The sequence below is a fragment of the Arthrobacter sp. Y3221087 genome (assembly GCF_059089905.1).
Genome location: NZ_JBNHFE010000005.1, coordinates 54,670 through 70,743, shown reverse-complemented (window position 1 = coordinate 70,743; position 16,074 = coordinate 54,670). Strand labels below are relative to the sequence as shown.

The following is a 16,074-nucleotide window of genomic DNA, read 5'->3' as shown; positions in this document are numbered from 1 at the left end:
ACGGTGGACAGGATTTGCGCCCATAAGGCAGCAAAAGCCACACGGCGACGGGTAACCACTGCCATTAACTGCGAAGGAGCAGCGACATGACACAAGACATCCTCTGGTTCTCAGAGCTCGGACTGAAGGACCTCGACCGGGTGGGCGGAAAGAACGCCTCCCTCGGGGAACTGGTCCAGAACCTGAGTTCAGCCGGGGTCCAGGTCCCGGACGGGTTTGCCACCACCGCGGATGCCTACCGCACCTTCCTTGCGGACTCCGGCCTGGACCAGACGATCGCCGACCGGCTGGTTGGGCTGGACACCGACGATGTCACCGCCCTGGCCGCGGCCGGCCACGACATCCGGGAGCTGATCCGCAAGACGCCCTTCCTCCCCGGTTTCGAAGCGCAGGTCCGGGACTTCTACCAGCAGCTGGTGGACAAGCACGGCGGCTCCGACGACCTGTCCTGGGCCGTCCGTTCCAGCGCCACCGCCGAAGACCTTCCGGACGCGTCCTTTGCCGGCCAGCAGGAAACCTTCCTGAACGTCCGCGGCATCGAGAACATCCTGGTGGCCATCAAGGACGTGTTCGCCTCGCTCTACAACGACAGGGCCATCGCCTACCGCGTCCACCACAAGTTCGAGCACGCCGATGTGGCACTCTCGGCCGGCATCCAGCGCATGGTTCGCTCCGACGTCGGGGCCTCCGGCGTCATGTTCACCATGGACACGGAATCCGGCTTCCGCGACGCCGTCTTCGTCACGTCCTCCTACGGCCTCGGTGAGGCTGTGGTCCAGGGCGCCGTCAACCCCGACGAGTTCTACGTCTTCAAGCCCGCGCTGGAAGCCGGGCGGCCCGCGATCCTGAAGCGGGGCCTGGGCGAAAAGGCCCTCCAGATGACCTACACCACCAGCCGCGAGGTGGGCCGCACGGTGGACTTCGTGCCGGTTGAGGAATCCCTGCGGAACCGGTTCAGCCTCAATGACGACGACGTGGAGCAGCTCGCCCGCTACGCCGTCGCCATCGAGAAGCACTACGGCCGCCCCATGGACATCGAATGGGGCAAGGACGGCGTGGACGGCGGCCTGTATATCCTGCAGGCCCGACCGGAGACCGTGCAGTCCCGCCGCGCCGCCGGCAGCCTCAGCCGCTTCCGCCTCAACGGGACCAGCCGCGTGCTGGCCGAGGGACGCGCCATCGGCCAGCGCATCGGCGCCGGCAACGTCCGCATCCTCACCGGCATTGAGCAGATGGCCGGGTTCAAGACCGGCGACGTGCTGGTGGCGGACATGACCGATCCCGACTGGGAACCGATCATGAAGCGTGCCGCAGCGATCGTGACCAACCGCGGCGGACGCACGTGCCACGCGGCCATCATCGCCCGCGAACTGGGCATCCCTGCGGTGGTGGGCACCGGGAACGCCACGGAAATCCTCGCCGACGTCCCGGCCGTCACCGTGTCCTGTGCGGACGGCGAAACCGGCGTGATCTACGAGGGGATCCTTGACTTCACCGCCGAGGAAACCGAGATTGCGGAACTGCCGGAGGCCCCGGTCAAGGTCATGATGAACGTGGGCACGCCGGAGCAGGCGTTCACGTTCGCGCAGCTGCCGAACCAGGGTGTGGGTCTGGCACGGTTGGAGTTCATCATCAACCGCCAGATCGGGGTCCACCCCAAGGCGCTGCTGAACCTGGACGAGCAGCCGGCGGACATCAAGGCCGAAATCAGCGAGCGGATCGCCGCGTACGGCAGCCCCCGCGACTACTACATCAAGCGCCTGGCCGAGGGCGTGTCCATCATCGCCGCGGCCTTCGCCCCGGAGCCGGTCATCGTGCGCATGTCCGACTTCAAGTCCAACGAGTACGCCAACCTCATCGGCGGCCCGGCCTACGAGCCGCACGAAGAGAACCCGATGATCGGTTTCCGTGGCGCCTCGCGGTACCTGGACCCGTCATTCCGCGACTGCTTCGACCTGGAGTGCGAGGCCCTGGCCTACGTCCGCAATGAGATGGGGCTGACCAACGTCAAGCTCATGATCCCGTTTGTGAGGACCCTGGACGAGGCCAGCGGCGTCATCGAGCTGCTCGCTGAAAACGGGCTCAAGCGCGGCGAGAACGGCCTGGAAGTGATCATGATGTGCGAGCTGCCGTCCAACGCCCTGCTCGCCGACGAGTTCCTGGACTACTTCGACGGGTTCTCCATCGGATCCAATGACATGACCCAGCTGACCCTGGGCCTGGACCGGGACTCCGGGATCGTGTCCGGCGGCTTCGATGAGCGGGACCCCGCGGTCAAGAAGCTCCTCAGCATGGCCATCAGCGCCTGCAACGCCCGCGGCAAGTATGTGGGCATCTGCGGCCAAGGACCCAGCGACCACGCGGATTTTGCCGAGTGGCTCGTGGCGGAGGGCATCAGCTCTGTCTCCCTGAACCCGGACACCGTGGTGGACACCTGGCTCCGGCTGACAGGAACGACGGCGGCCGAGCTCACCGCAGTGGGCTGACCCGAACTCGAAGGACAGTGATCCGCACGCCGGCGGGCTGACCGGGACCGCAAGGTCCTGGCCAGCCCGTTGGTGTCGGCGGCTGGCAGGACCACGGCCCCGATGGTTGACCCGAAACCTGGCCGGCCTCCGACCCCTTTTACCCCTCGCACTCCTTGCAGTACTTCTTGCCGTCCTTTTCCCGTGCCAGCTGGCTGCGGTGGTGGACCAGGAAGCAGGACATGCAGGTGAATTCGTCCTGCTGCACAGGGACCACCTGGATCAGCAGCTCCTCGTTGGACAGGTCGGCGCCCGGGAGCTCAAAGCTGTCCGCGAGGTCCGACTCGTCAACGTCCGGGGCAGCCTCCCGCCGTCCCGGCTTCTCAGTCTTCAGCTCCTCCAGGGCGACGTTCGGTTCTTCTTCCGGAGTCACCCGCGGAGCGTCGTAGTCAACTGCCATTGATGCGTTCTCCTGTACGGCTTCTATTGCCCGATTGTTCTGAACAGAGCGGAAACCCTGGCTGGCCCGCAGTTATTCCCGGCCGGGAAATTCCCGGTACGCCATTATGCGGGCAATGCGGACTTCCCGCCACAGGCTCAAGGAGGGACGGGAAACTTCTTTCGACGGTTGCTCAGGCCCATCCGGCCAATCGCGAGCATTCGGCCCAAAGCCGGTGCCTGGCTTCCGGGTCCGAGCCCATTCCCGGGGTGGGCAGTTCTTTCCGCTGTGCCCAGAGCTTGCCGGTGACAGCGGCAGTCTCCGCTCCCGTTGCCAGCCAGAGGGCCGTGTCCGCGGCCTGCTCCGCCGTTTTCCCGAACCTGTTGGTGACCCACCGGAACGGCCCGCCCACGTCCTGCAGCAGCCCAGTGTTCCTGACCAACCCGGGGTGGACCGCGTTGGCCGCGACTCCGCTGCCGCGCAGGCGCTCTGCGAGCTCCTGGGTAAGGAGGACGCGGGCCAGCATGGTGGGCGGCGTGGAGCGCAGGTAGCTGTATTTGCCCTTGGCGGTCTGCAGGTCGTCGAAGGCCAGGCGAGAGTTGCCATACCTGGAGGCCACGTTCACGATCCGTGCCGATCCTGCCACGGCCGCGGCCTTTTTCAGGGGTTCCAGGAGGAGGTTGCTGAACAGGAAGTAGGACATGACGTTGGTGGCAAACGTCAGCTCAAGCCCCTCCGCTGTTACATGGCGTTCCTTCCGGAAGACGCCGGCCGCGTTCACCAGCACATCGAGCTGCCCGTAGCGGGCTCGGACCTGGTCCGCCGCCGCCTGGACCGACGATTGCAGGGACACGTCACAGGCAAGGGGCTCCAGCCTGGCCGCCGGGACACGCGCCCGGATATCCGCCACCGCCTCTTCCGCGCGGGCGTAGTTCCGGCCAATCACGACGACGGCGGCGCCTTCCCGGGCGAGGCCGGCGGCAACCGCCTTGGCCAAGCCTCCCGTTGCTCCCGTGACCAGTGCAATCCGGCCATCCATCGATGCCACGGCTACCGCCTCCTGACGCTTCCTACCCCAATCCCAGCACGGATCGCCGGCCGAGGCCATAGCGGGTAAGGGCCCCATTCGCCTGAGCGTTGCGGTGGTAGGTAGGCTCGTCTACCTACCACTGCTTCGAGGAGTGTGCATGCCTGCACCGGATGTTTCCGTTCCGCCCCGGCGCCCCGCGCGCCAGCTGCTGCTGGACGCCGCCGCCCGGTTGTTCTATGCCAAAGGGGTGGCCGCCACGGGCATTGACACCATCACCTCGGAAGCGGGGGTGGCGAAGAAAAGCCTCTACAACAACTTCGCCTCCAAGGCCGACCTGGTGGCGGCGTACCTGGAAGCCCGGCACGCGGAATGGCTGGAGCTGTACCGCCGCGGGCTGGAAAACGCCGGGAATCCCCAGGAACGGGTCCTGGCCATCTTCGATGCCTACCTCGACCATGCCAATGCAGCCTATGTGCACGGGTTCCGGGGCTGCGGGCTCCTGAATGCCGCAGCGGAACTCCCGGCCGGGGACGCAGGCCGGGAGGCGGTGCGGCGGCACAAGGAACAGGTCGAGCAACTGCTGGAGGCGCATGTACTCGAGCTGCTGCCCGGAGAGGACGAGCGCGCCGCAGGGCTGGCACGCCACCTCTCCTTCCTCCTGGAGGGGTCCATGGCGAGGGCAGGGCTCGAAGGGGGGGATGCCCGGCTCAGGGATGCGAGGCTCATTGCTGCCCGGATGCTGGAGGACCTGTGACGGCAAAATTCCCGACTGCCGACGCACCACTGTGGGGAGCCCTGTTCGTAGCGGCCGCTTCAGTCCTCTGGGGCACCACCGGAACCGCCGCCACCTTCGCGCCGTCCGTCAGCCCGCTCGCCATCGGTGCCGTGGCCATGGGGATCGGCGGCCTGCTGCAGGCGCTGTATGCCGCCCGATCCATTGCGGCCCAGCGGGGCGGGCTGGTGCAAAGGTGGCAGCTGGTGCTCCTGGCTGCAGCAGCGGTTGCCGTCTATCCACTTGCTTTCTACAGTTCCATGCGTCTGGCCGGCGTAGCCATCGGAACTGTCGTTTCCATCGGCTCGGCCCCGGTGGCTGCAGCCCTGGTGGAGCGGTTCGCGGACCGCAAGCCGCTGACCCGGCGGTGGATTGCCAGTGCGCTGCTGGGAATGGGCGGCGCGGCCCTGTTGTCCTTCGCGGGCCACGGGCCTGCAGGCCCCGGGCCCGGCCAGGAAGGCGCAGCTTCCGCAGCGTCGGCGGCAGGCATCCTCCTGGGCCTGGTAGCAGGCGGCACCTATGCCTTGTATTCCTGGGCCGCGCACCGGCTGATCGGCGGCGGGATCTCCTCCAGGGCGGCAATGGGAGCGGTGTTCGGGCTTGGAGGGGTGCTGCTGATGCCGGTACTAGCCCTGACGGGCGCCCCGCTGCTGCAATCGTGGACCACCTTCTCCGTGGGGGCCTACATGGCGCTGGTTCCGATGTTCGCCGGCTACGTCCTGTTCGGCTGGGGATTGGCCCGGCTGCACGCCAGCACCGCCACCAGCATTTCCCTGCTGGAGACAGTGGTGGCCGCCGTCCTGGCCGTGCTGGTGGTGGGAGAGCGGCTACCGGCACTCGGCTGGCTTGGCGCCGCCGTCGTCCTGGCGAGCCTGTTCATCCTGACGCCGCGCACGCCGCGCAACCCTCGGCGCCAAAGGGAACCCGCCCTAGCCGGTGGGCTGTTCCCGCCGCCGGCCCCTGCCTGGGAAGGGCCGGTCCAGGAACACGAAGGCCCCCGCGCCCAGCAGCAAAAGGCCGAGGACGACGGCGGCCGCCGCCTGGCTGCCGATTCCCACCAGGAGGAGGACAAGTCCGGGCAGGCACGCGACTGAGCCGGCGAAGAGCCTGGCCGGGACGCGGCGGGCGGGATAGCCGGAGAGCAGTTCCATGGCCAGGTGGGGATCGTCAGCGATCAGCCGCAATTCCAGCTCGTGAAGCAGCCTCCGCTCCTCTTCGGACATTGGCATTTCATGCCCCTGGATTCCATGAGACGCGGGTATCGCTACTGACCGTAGGAGCCTTGTCTCACTTAGTCAAGACCTGCCCGGCCGCGTGGCGCTAGGGTGAAGGCATGGCTTTGGGGGAGAACAGCAGTGGCCGCTCCGGCGGACGGAATTGGCGGAGGTTTATGGTGCCGCTGGTCGCCGTGGCCAGCGGCGTGACCGGGACGTTAGTAGTGCGGGCCCCGCGGCAGGACGTGGGCTGGTTTGCCTACGCGCCGCTGGCGAACGAGCCCTTTTCGTCGAACAACCTGGTTTTCATGGACGGCACGGCCAGACTTGGTTATGCACTGATCCTGGCCGGACTGCTCCTTCTGGCGTTCTGGGCAGGCTACCGGTTCGCCCTGCGCCGCTCCCGGCGGCAAAGGTAGGTGCCCGCACGGAGCCGGCTATCGCCGTCGTAATTCCGCAAACTCGATGGACGGGACAATGGCGCCCGCGTCCCGCTCCACGAAATTGGTGCCGGGCGGGACGATGTCATCGATGGCGTCCAGCACGTCTTCACCCAGCCGGATGCCCGCGGCGCGCAGGTAGGCGTACAGGTGCTCCTCGTTGCGCGGGCCAATGATCACGCTGCTGATGGCCGGATGGGCCAGGGCAAAGCCGACGGCGAGGTCCACCAGCGGGAGCTCCAGCTTGTCGGCCAGCCGGGCCAGGGCGTCCGCCGCGAGCAGCTTCCGCTCACTGGAGGGGCCGGAGATGTCGTACCTCCCGGGCAGGGAGTGCACGCGGGTGGCCGGCCGGCCGGATTCCAGGACGAAGCTGCCGGACAGCCAGCCGCCGGCCAGCGGTCCATAGGCAAGGACACCCAGCCCGTACTGCTGCGCGATGGGCAGCACGTCCCGCTCATTGCCGCGTACCAGCATCGAGTACGGCACCTGGTTCCCCAGCGGTGGGATCAGATGGTTGGTGGTGGCCAGCCACTGCGCCTCCACCAGTTGTGCGGGCGTGAAGACGGAGGTGCCGTAGTAGAGGATCTTGCCCTGCCGGATCAGGTCATTAAGGGTGGTGATGGTTTCCAGGACGTCGGTGTTGTAGTCGGGCCGGTGCGCCTGGTAGAGGTCGATGCGGTCCGTCTGCAGCCGGCGCAGGCTGCCTTCCACTGCCTGGGTGATCCAGCGGCGGGAGTTGCCGGAGTGGGCGGGGTTGGCGCTCATCTGCCCGTGGAACTTGGTGGCGAGGAAAACATCGTCGCGGCGTCCGCGCAGGGCCCGGCCCACCACCTGCTCGGACTGGCCCTGGGAATAGACGTCGGCGGTGTCGATGGCCGTGATACCTGCGTCCAATGCGGCGTGGATGATCCGGATGCTTTCCTCGGCACCGGTGGGAGCCCCGGATGGCCCGCCGGTCCCTTCACCGAAGTTCATGGTGCCCAGTGTGAGCGCGCTGACGGGGGTTCCCGACCGCCCGAAAATCCGCAGTTCGCTGAGGCTCATCCCCGGTCTCCTCCCGTTGCCCTGTTTGCCCTTGGCCCGTCACGAGGCTACCCAGATCCGCCGGCTGCCCGAAGATGCCTGCCTTAGTCCTTCGCTTTTCGACGCACGAAGTAACGCAGGGGGCCGGATGACGTTTTGTGGCGCGCGCACCAGCCCGCGATCTCGCATACCTTGGGGGCTGGCCACCCCCAGCAAAGACGAGCAGTTCGTGAAGCTGTGCGACTTGATTTATCGGCAGCTTCCTCACGGAGCTGTCCACGGTGGCGGCCGCGACGCTGAGTGAGTCTACCGGCACGCACATTGAGTGCGGCGTGACCTTCGGCGGCGCAAGCGCAGCACCACGGTGGCGGCAGCAGGGATCGGGCAGGGAACTAAACGCGCTTGAACAGGACCTGCGCCAGGGGCCGTGCCTCACTGCCCTGGAGAGCATGTGTTTCGTTGTCCTGCCCAATGGGGAGACCGACACCCGCTGGCCCGAGTACCGGAATGTCCTGGGGGAGAACGCCTGCCACAGCGTGCTGGGGCGTCCCCCTTGCCCCGGACGAAAAGCAGAGCGCCGCATTGAACCTTTTTGCCGACCAGCCCGGCGCAACACGCACTTCGAGCCGTAAGGCCGGGATGCGGGACGTGTTGACACCGTCCGCATTTCGCCTCTGCCCCGCCCTGCAATAATCTGAACCAACGGTTGTGTACGGGGGTGCGAACGCCCGGTACAACAGGCAGCACTGTAAGTTCGATCCCTTCACACCAGACGAGGCGGACACGCATGACGGCTTCAGACCAGCAGCACGCACCACGGCCAGCGACGCCGGCCGATCCACCCGGCCTCGCTCCGGCTGCCGGGGAATCAGCCCGGGAAAGTGCTGCCGGAGGGTCCGCTACAAGTGAACGCGTGGACCCCCACCTGCTCCAGCAGTTGGCCGATGCCCACGGGGTGGGAACCTCATTCCAGGGCTGGGACGGGCTGCCGCACTCGGTGGCCGAGGAAACACTCATCAAGGTTCTGGCTGCCTTGGGCGTCGAGGCCCACACCAACCAGCACATCCAGGAGGCCCTGGCGGACGCGGAACTGGCGCCGTGGCGGCGGATGCTGCCACCCGCCGTCGTAGTCCAGCAGGGCGAGCCGGCGCAGGTCCAGGTGCATGTGCGGGAAGGAGCGGCTGCCAGCCTGGCCATCACGCTGGAAGGCGGGGCTGGGACGCGGGAGGCGGAGCAGCAGGACGTCCGGGTGGAGCCCCGGGACGTGGACGGAGTGTCGGTGGGCCGGGCAACCTTCACGCTCCCGCAGGACCTGCCGCTGGGCTGGCACACGCTCGTGGCCGAATCTGAAGGCACCACCGCTTCCGCCGCTCTTGTGGTGGCCCCTGCCCGGCTGGAGACGGCAAAGGAACTGGAGAAGCGCCGCGGCTGGGGCCTGGCAACCCAGCTGTATTCCGTCCGGTCCAAGCGGTCTTGGGGGATCGGCGACTTCTCGGATTTGGCCGACCTTGCCGCGCTGAGCGGCGCCCGCGGCGCCGACTACGTGCTGGTCAACCCGCTGCACGCGGCGGAGCCGGTTCCGCCGGTGCAGCCTTCGCCCTACTCGCCGTCCACCCGGCGGTTCTTCAACCCGCTGTACATCCGGATCGAGGCCGTTCCGGAGCTGGCCTACCTGAAGCCGCGCAGACGTGCCCAGCTGGAAAAACTGCATGAGGAAGTGGCCGGACTCAACAAGGACGGTGAACGGCTGGACCGGAACTCCGTCTACGCCGCCAAGCTGCAAGCACTGGAACTGCTGTACCACACCCGCCGATCGCCGGCCCGGCAGGCAGCGTTCGACGAGTTTTGCCGGATTTCCGGCAGCGGACTCGACGATTTCGCCCTCTGGTCCGCCATTCGCGAGGACCTTGCCCCGGACGACCCGCTCTGGAAGGACCCAACCACCGCCCTGGGCTCGCCGGAAGCGGAAGCCCTCCGGGAGAAGCTGGCTGACCGCATCGGGTTCCACCGCTGGCTGCAGTGGATCTGCGACGAGCAGCTGGAGAATGCCCAGCAGGCCGCGCTGAGGGCAGGCATGCGGCTGGGCGTGGTCCACGACCTGGCCGTCGGAGTGGACCACAGCAGTGCCGACGCCTGGACTCTCCGGAACGTGCTGGCGCCTGCAACCAGCGTGGGCGCGCCACCGGACATGTACAACCAGCAGGGCCAGGATTGGGGCCAGCCGCCATGGCACCCCGTCAGACTTGCCGAAGCCGGCTACCAGCCCTTCCGCAACATGCTCGCCACCGTGCTGCGGCACGCCGGCGGCATCCGCGTGGACCACATCCTCGGCCTGTTCCGGCTCTGGTGGATCCCGGTGGGCAACGCGCCCGGCGACGGCGCCTACGTCCGCTACGACCACGAGGCACTGATCGGCATCCTCGCCCTTGAAGCGCACCGCGCCGGCGCCGTGGTGATCGGCGAGGACCTCGGCACCTTCGAACCCTGGGTGCGGGACTACCTGGCCGCGCGCGGCATCATGGGCACGTCCATCCTTTGGTTTGAGTACGACGGCGACTCGCCCCTTGCGCCGGAAAAGTACCGTACGCAGGCACTTGCCAGCGTGAATACCCACGACCTTCCGCCCACCGCCGGCTACCTTTCCGGCGACCATGTGGCCCTGCGGAGCAGGCTGGGCCTGCTGGAACGCTCCGAAGCCGAAGAACGGGCCGAGCACAACGCGTCCCTGGAAAAGATGCTCGCAATGCTGCGGGAACGGGGCTACCTTCCGGAGGGTGCGGCCGCCGGTTCCGGTGGCACTGTGGCAGGATCATCCGGTTCCGAGGAGCGCACCATCGAGGCGCTGCACCTGCTGCTCACGCAGACTCCGTCCGTCCTGCTGGGCGTGGCCCTTGTGGACGCGGTAGGGGAGCGGCGCGTGCAGAACCAACCCGGAACTACCGAGGCACTCTACCCGAACTGGCAGGTTCCGCTGGGCGGGCCGGACGGCAGTCCTGTTTTCCTTGATGACCTCCCCGCGAACGCGCGGTTCAACAGCCTGCTCGCGGCGGTGGAGGAGGCTCTGCACGGCTGAACAACCCTGAGGAGGGCGCCATGAATCCCCACCCGTTCCCCGACCGCGCAAGCACGGCCAGGGACCCCGACGGGCGTGGGCCCACGCTGGTGGTTGGCGGCACAGGCTTCCTGGGGAGCCAGGTGGCCACTGAGCTGCTGAGGCGGGGGAAACAGGTGCGCGCCCTGGTCCGGCCAGGTTCGGATGCGTCCAGGCTGGAGGCAGCCGGCGCTGACATAGCCCGGGGCGACATGATGGACCCGGACTCGCTTGACCGGGCCATGGCCGGCGTGGATGCAGTGGTGACCTCGGCCGCCGGCTACACCAGGCATTCCAAGGGGGATACGCCCGATATCGACACGAGAGGCAACTCCAACCTCGCCGGGGCCGCACGCCGCGCGGGTGTCCGCCGGTTCGTCCTCACCAGTATCCTCACCTGCGACCAGACTCCGGAGGTCCCGCACTTCTGGCACAAGAAGCTCATGGAGGACAGGCTCGAGCAGCTTGGTGTTCCCTTCGTCGCGTTGCGGCCCGGCGCCTTCCTGGACCAGGTCACCCGGTTCGGCGGGGACCCGATCGCCAAGGGCAAGCTCATGTGGATGGGCTCGCCCCGCATCCCCACCACGTTCGTGCTGACCCCGGACCTCGCCGGCTACCTGGCAGAAGCCGTGGACGCTCCCGGCATTGACGGGCAGCGGATCGACATCGGCTGGGACCGTCCGCTCGGCATGCAGGACGTCGCAGAGATCGCGGGGCGGCTGGCAGGCAAACCCATCAAGGTCCGCTCCGTCCCCATGCCGGTCCTGAAGGCGGCGGGATTGGTAGTGGGCCGCTTCAATCCCATGGTGAAGGACCTCGCGGCCATGATCGCCTGGTTCCAGACCGGGCGCTATGTCGCCGACACCAAGCGGCAGGCTGAGGTCTTCGGGCCGCCACCAGCAGCCGAAGACGGCGTCCGCCGGCTCATCGGCATCCTGGGGCACCCCGTCAAGGGCTGACCGGGAACGGGAAGGGCCCCTCGCCCGTCCCAAACTTGGGAACAAGGCAAGGGGCCCTCCTGACTGACGGGCCGCTAACCCGCCGTGATCACGTGGTTGAAGTGGTCATAGCGGAAGGTGACCGGGCCGCCGTCGTGCTCAAAGGCGATGTTGGCCCCAGGGGAGGCGCCGCCCGCCCCGTAGCTGATGTCCCAGGAACGGTTCAGCGCCGCCTTGAACTCGTAGCTTCCGGCGGGCAGGTCCGGAACGCTTAGCTTCCACACCAGGTCTGCCGGGTCCAGCACCAGCTGGGCCTGGTCACAGGCCGGCTCCCAGTCGGCGGCACAGCCAAGCTCGCTGTTCATGCTGCCGGCAGCGGCCACTGCTCCGGGCTGCTGGGAGGCGTAGACCGCGCTGAGGACGTGGGTCCCGTTGTCGTAGCGGAACGTCACCGGCCCGCCGGGGTGGTCCAGAACGAGGTTCGGGCCGTTGAATTGGCCGCCGTCACCGTAGTTTTCATCCCAGCCGCCGTTCAACGCCGCCTTGTACTCGTACTTGCCTGCCGGCAAATCCACCGTCAGGCGCCAGATGTTGTCTGCCGGGTCCAGGGTCATCATGGCCTGGCTGCAGGAAGGCTGCCAGGCTTCGGGGCAGCCCATCGCCTGGTTCAGGGAGCCGGCAACGGTGACTGAGTCAGGCTGCGGGGCCTCGCCCACAGTGACTGTGCGCACCTCGCTGGCGACAGTGAAGCCGGGGCCGCTCATCGAAGCGCGGTACTTCACCTCGGTGCCGTCCGCCAGGCTGGAGACATCGTCCGTCGCGGAGTACACCGGCGAAGAATCATCAGACCCGACGGCCGTCCACTCGCCGCCCGCCACGCTGCGCTCAAACGAGACAGTGTGGCTGGCTTTCTCAGGATCGGCTGTGGCGCTGAGTTCCACCATGCCCTTAACGCTGCTGCCTTCTTCGGGTTTCTGCAGCGTGAGAACGGGTGCCGGGACGCTGGCCGGGAGCGCCTGGCTGGTCGCGGTGTGGCCGCCATTGTCCAGGACGGTGGCGCGGTACTCCACCGCGGTGCCGGCGTCCAAGGCCGCGACGTCATGGAATACCTGGTAGGGAGCAGTGTCATCAGTGCCGATCGGTTCCCAGGTGCCGCCCGCTGTCTTCGCTTCGAAGGTGACCTCGTAGAACGAGGAACCGGCGACGTCGGCCGTCACGTTAAGGCGGCCATTGTCACCGGGTGCCGCCGCAGGTTCCTGAAGCACGACGGCGGGCGCGGCCTTCGAGTGCGGGATGCGGCCCGAGGACTGGTAGACCACGGCGGACAACGGCGGGACGGTGACGGTAAGCTTCCCGTCCTCCGACGTCTTGGCTTCAGCTGCCGCATCGCCGTAGATGCGGGTGTAGTTGCGCTTGGCGATATAGGTAGGAACCTCGGCAGTTTGCGGCTGCTCACTGTTGTTCAGCGCCACAACGTATTCCCGCTGGTCTTCCGCGTCTGTGCGGGAGAAAGCGTAGATGCCTGCGCCCTCGGACGCGTGGCGGTGCTGGTGAGCACCGTCGCGGAGGGCGGGGTGCTCCCTGGTCAGTGCCGCCAGTTCGCTGATCTTCGCGTACAGCGGGTGTCCGGTGTTGAAGTTGTCCTCCGCATGGGTGGCATCAGTTCCCAGCAGGTCATCGTCCAGGTATTCCGGCACCTTGCTCGCGAACAGGGTCTGCCGCGCGTCCTGGTCTCCGCCGGGGCCTGTGAAGCCCTGCTCGTCGCCGTAGTAAATCACGGGGTTGCCGCGGGAGAAGTACATCAGCTCGTGGGCAAGTTGGTCGCGGGCAACCTGCTCGGCGTCGCCCGAGCCCGGGTTGTCGGCGGCGATGAAGCTGCCAATGCGGCCCATATCGTGATTCCCCAGGAACGTGGGCAGTTGATAGACGTTGGAGTCGGCGTCCGTGTACCAGTCATCGCCCGCAAAGAACGTCGCCAGGTTCCGGGTGTCCTGGCTCTTAGAGGCGAAGTTGCGGGCTGCGTCCTGGAACGGGAAGTCCAGTACGGCCTGCATCTGGTTGCGGGTGGTGAATTGCGAGGTGAAGCTCTTGGTGGTGTCGAAGACCTCGCCGAACATGAAGAATTCTTCCTTGCCCTGTTCCTTCGCGTAGGTGAGGACGTCCGGGCCGAATTCCTGCCAAAACTCGTTGTTGACGTGCTTCATGGTGTCGATCCGAAAACCGTCCACGCCGAAGTCGCCGATCCACGTCTTGTAGATGTCCTTCATGCCCTCCACCACCGTGGGATGCTCGGTGAAGAGATCATCAAGGCCGAAGAAATCCCCGTAGTAGGCGTCCTCACCCACGAAGGTGGTGTCGCCGCGGTTGTGGTACAGGGTGGGGTCGTTCAGCCAGGCCGGAACCTTCAGGTCCTTTTCGTCCTCGTCCAGGACGGGCACGTAGGGAAAGGAGGTGGCGGCGTCCAGGTCCGGGAAGCCGCCTGTGCCGGCGTAGTCGCGGTCATCGAATTCCTGGCTGTCCGCCGTCCTGTAAGGGACTGCATCCTTGGAGACGTAGCCCTTGCGCGCACCTTCCTGGTAGCCGATGACGTCCGCAGTGTGGTTGGTGATGATATCGAAGTAAACCTTCATGCCGCGGGCGTGGGCAGCGTCGATGAGGGCCTTGAGTTCGTCGTTGGTGCCAAGGTGCGGATCGATCTGGGTGAAGTCGGTAATCCAGTAGCCGTGGTAGCCCGCGGACTTATCTTCGGGCTGGACGGCCTTGTTCTTGAAGCTGGGGGTGAGCCAGATGGACGTGGTGCCGAGTCCCTGGATGTAGTCGATCTTGTTGAGGAGCCCGGCCAGGTCGCCGCCGTTGTAGAACCCCTTCCTGGCCGGATCGAAGCCTGAGACCATGGGATCGGGGCCAAGCCCGCCCTGGTCGTTGGAGGTGCTGCCGTTGCTGAAGCGGTCGGCCATGACGAAATAGAAGTTCTCGTCGGTGACCGGGGCCCGGAGCGAGTGGAGGGCCGATGACGCTCCCGGGTTCTTTGGACCCTCTTTGGTGCCCGGTGCGGCGGCTGCGGGAAGGATTGCTGCGGATACGGTAATGGCTGCTGCAAGCAGTCCCGCCGCGGAGCGGAAGCCCGCCGTCCGGACGGTGCACGGAACCGTTCCTGTTTGTGGTGATCGTTTCTGCCTGGTGGTTCTGGCGCGCGACAAGGCGCTGTTGGCGGTGCGGGATGTCAAGGGGTGAGACCTTCCTGGTGTAGCGGCGCTGCTGTACAGGTTTGCCGGAGGCAGGGCGTGCTGCATGATGCAGGTTCACAGGGCAGCATCACCCTGTGAACCACGTCACAACTGTAAGCGCTTGCACCAAATAACTCCAGCGTTTGGGTAATGCCCGTTGTGGGCCCCGGGAACTGTGCCTAAAGGTCTCAGCCAGCCAGGATGAGGGCTGTGGGTGAGGGCGTCCGGACGTCATGGAGCAGGGGGCCCGGCAGCCCTGTGGAAGGATCCAGGGCGAACGTGGCCACGTTGTCCGACCGTTCATGGGCCACGTGGAGCCAGTTGTCCCTCACCAGGTGGTGCCGCGGCCAGTCGCCGCCGCTCCCCATGTCGTGGATCGGCAGGAGTTCCGTTCCGCCGCCGGCGACCTCCAATGTGCTGATGATGTTGGTGCCGCGGACACCTACATAGGCGTAGCCGCCGTCCTTTCCCAGGCAGATCTCGGCCGCGGAGTCCCCCGACTGGCTGCCGCCGGATGTAGCCGGTCCGCGGAACACCAGTTCAAAGGTCCCGGCTTCAGGCCGGACGATAAAGACCTCAACGGAGTATTCAGAGACGACGAAGACGTTGCCGCTGGCATGCTGCACCAAGTGGCGGGGACCGCTGCCGAACGCCAGTGCCACCTCATGGTCGGCAACAAGCCCTGTCCCCGGGACGTAGTTCCAGACACGGAGGGTGTCATGGCCAAGATCGGTGGTCATGATTCGGCCGTCCTGGAGCATCAGGCTGGCGTGCGCCCGGCTTGGCCGGGGCTGGCCCGGGGACAGACTCGCATGCGGGTCCGTCGATGGCGCGGCCACAAACCGCCCGGTCATGCCGCCGTCGGAATCCAGTTCATACAGGAGGACCTGGCCATCACCCCAGCAGGCAGCGGTAACGAAGCGGCCCCGGCGGTCGACGGCCACATGGCAGGTGGCCTCACCGGCGGGCTGCGGCGGGCCGAGCGGCTCCAGGCCAAAAGCGCCGGTCCGGCGGTACGCCTGGACCATCTTGCGCTGCTCAGCCACCGCGTAGACGACCGGAAGGGTCGGGTGCACGGCAATGAACGACGGCGACTGCGCCTGCACGGCCGTGCCCAGCCACTCCAGGCTGCCGTCCTCATGGGCGCGGAGGGCGCCGATGCCCTCGGCCCGGCCGTCTCCGTCCGGTGTGTAGGTGCCGGTCCAGATGATGGTGTCGCTAGTGGCGGAGGTCATGCTTCCATCCTGCCAAGAATTTTGCTTCCCTCCATGGCGACCCGGCCTCGGCTAGCATGGAATTTCCAGTCTTGGCAGGAGGAGGTGGGTCCGATCAACGTGTTACCTGTTTCGGGTTCATCCTGGTGCTGCTGTCCGGGCCGCTTGGCCTGACTTGTGCGTGCAGGGTGACCACCGGCTCACCGAAAGGGCGTTCCCAT

11 protein-coding genes and 1 pseudogene are annotated in these 16,074 nt (G+C 66.8%); 6 read left to right on the top strand and 6 right to left on the bottom strand.

The features are described 5' to 3' along the window. Nucleotides 1–86: 86 nt before the first annotated feature. On the top strand, nt 87–2,486 hold the full coding sequence (ppsA, locus tag AC5RUO_RS15395) for a phosphoenolpyruvate synthase (RefSeq protein ID WP_494103965.1): 2,400 nt from the start codon (nt 87–89) through the stop codon (nt 2,484–2,486). Nucleotides 2,487–2,625: 139 nt separating this feature from the next. Here the strand turns inward: ppsA and AC5RUO_RS15390 are convergent, their stop codons facing one another. Together AC5RUO_RS15390 and AC5RUO_RS15385 are read right to left on the bottom strand one after the other, a co-directional pair. Next, a complete protein-coding gene (locus AC5RUO_RS15390; RefSeq protein WP_494011781.1) occupies nt 2,626–2,925 on the bottom strand; it encodes a DUF4193 domain-containing protein in 300 nt (99 codons plus the stop codon). A gap of 172 nt (nt 2,926–3,097) precedes the next feature. Then, the gene (locus tag AC5RUO_RS15385) at nt 3,098–3,943 is read right to left on the bottom strand and encodes an SDR family NAD(P)-dependent oxidoreductase (protein WP_494011820.1); all 846 of its coding nucleotides are present in this window, start codon (nt 3,941–3,943) and stop codon (nt 3,098–3,100) included. 148 nt (nt 3,944–4,091) lie between these two features. Here AC5RUO_RS15385 and AC5RUO_RS15380 point away from each other — a divergent pair, with 148 nt between their 5' ends. Both AC5RUO_RS15380 and AC5RUO_RS15375 read left to right on the top strand, forming a co-directional pair. After that, the gene (locus AC5RUO_RS15380; RefSeq protein ID WP_494011780.1) at nt 4,092–4,688 is read left to right on the top strand and encodes a TetR/AcrR family transcriptional regulator; all 597 of its coding nucleotides are present in this window, start codon (nt 4,092–4,094) and stop codon (nt 4,686–4,688) included. Beyond that, nucleotides 4,685–5,800: a DMT family transporter gene (locus AC5RUO_RS15375; protein WP_494103964.1), complete on the top strand. Its 1,116-nt coding sequence runs from the start codon at nt 4,685–4,687 to the stop codon at nt 5,798–5,800. The genes AC5RUO_RS15380 and AC5RUO_RS15375 overlap by 4 nt, the downstream gene beginning before the upstream one ends. Here the strand turns inward: AC5RUO_RS15375 and AC5RUO_RS15370 are convergent. Then, nucleotides 5,756–5,929: pseudogene (locus tag AC5RUO_RS15370) on the bottom strand (DUF3040 domain-containing protein); the annotation flags it as partial. The gene AC5RUO_RS15375 and the pseudogene AC5RUO_RS15370 sit on opposite strands and share 45 nt — an antisense overlap. A gap of 110 nt (nt 5,930–6,039) precedes the next feature. Between AC5RUO_RS15370 and AC5RUO_RS15365 the strand changes: the two are divergent. Continuing rightward, nucleotides 6,040–6,339 carry a hypothetical protein gene (locus tag AC5RUO_RS15365; RefSeq protein ID WP_494011778.1) on the top strand — a complete coding sequence of 100 codons (300 nt, stop codon included), beginning with the start codon at nt 6,040–6,042 and terminating at the stop codon, nt 6,337–6,339. An 18-nt stretch (nt 6,340–6,357) separates the two neighbouring features. On the opposite strand, the gene AC5RUO_RS15360 is transcribed toward AC5RUO_RS15365, so the two are convergent. Beyond that, a complete protein-coding gene (locus tag AC5RUO_RS15360; RefSeq protein WP_494011777.1) occupies nt 6,358–7,404 on the bottom strand; it encodes an aldo/keto reductase in 1,047 nt (348 codons plus the stop codon). Nucleotides 7,405–8,170: 766 nt separating this feature from the next. Between AC5RUO_RS15360 and malQ the strand changes: the two genes are divergently transcribed. Both malQ and AC5RUO_RS15350 read left to right on the top strand, forming a co-directional pair. Further along, a complete protein-coding gene (malQ, locus tag AC5RUO_RS15355) occupies nt 8,171–10,456 on the top strand; it encodes a 4-alpha-glucanotransferase (RefSeq protein ID WP_494103963.1) in 2,286 nt (761 codons plus the stop codon). Between the two features lie 20 nt (nt 10,457–10,476). Further along, entirely contained in the window at nt 10,477–11,433 is a 957-nt protein-coding gene (locus AC5RUO_RS15350; protein ID WP_494011775.1) for an SDR family oxidoreductase, read from the top strand. A 74-nt stretch (nt 11,434–11,507) separates the two neighbouring features. Here AC5RUO_RS15350 and AC5RUO_RS15345 read toward each other — a convergent pair whose 3' ends face one another. Beyond that, nucleotides 11,508–14,639 carry an alpha-amylase family glycosyl hydrolase gene (locus tag AC5RUO_RS15345; RefSeq protein ID WP_494103962.1) on the bottom strand — a complete coding sequence of 1,044 codons (3,132 nt, stop codon included), beginning with the start codon at nt 14,637–14,639 and terminating at the stop codon, nt 11,508–11,510. Between the two features lie 188 nt (nt 14,640–14,827). Then, nucleotides 14,828–15,874 (bottom strand): lactonase family protein, encoded by a 1,047-nt coding sequence (locus AC5RUO_RS15340; RefSeq protein ID WP_494011773.1) that lies wholly within the window; start codon nt 15,872–15,874, stop codon nt 14,828–14,830. Nucleotides 15,875–16,074: the final 200 nt, after the last annotated feature.

Bases quoted from the DNA above. Each gene is read 5' to 3' on its own strand.
- ppsA (WP_494103965.1), top strand. From the start codon at position 87: ATGACACAAGACATCCTCTGGTTCTCAGAGCTCGGACTGAAGGACCTC.
- AC5RUO_RS15390 (WP_494011781.1), bottom strand. From the start codon at position 2,925: ATGGCAGTTGACTACGACGCTCCGCGGGTGACTCCGGAAGAAGAACCG.
- AC5RUO_RS15385 (WP_494011820.1), bottom strand. From the start codon at position 3,943: ATGGATGGCCGGATTGCACTGGTCACGGGAGCAACGGGAGGCTTGGCC.
- AC5RUO_RS15380 (WP_494011780.1), top strand. From the start codon at position 4,092: ATGCCTGCACCGGATGTTTCCGTTCCGCCCCGGCGCCCCGCGCGCCAG.
- AC5RUO_RS15365 (WP_494011778.1), top strand. From the start codon at position 6,040: ATGGCTTTGGGGGAGAACAGCAGTGGCCGCTCCGGCGGACGGAATTGG.
- AC5RUO_RS15360 (WP_494011777.1), bottom strand. From the start codon at position 7,404: ATGAGCCTCAGCGAACTGCGGATTTTCGGGCGGTCGGGAACCCCCGTC.
- malQ (WP_494103963.1), top strand. From the start codon at position 8,171: ATGACGGCTTCAGACCAGCAGCACGCACCACGGCCAGCGACGCCGGCC.
- AC5RUO_RS15350 (WP_494011775.1), top strand. From the start codon at position 10,477: ATGAATCCCCACCCGTTCCCCGACCGCGCAAGCACGGCCAGGGACCCC.
- AC5RUO_RS15340 (WP_494011773.1), bottom strand. From the start codon at position 15,874: ATGACCTCCGCCACTAGCGACACCATCATCTGGACCGGCACCTACACA.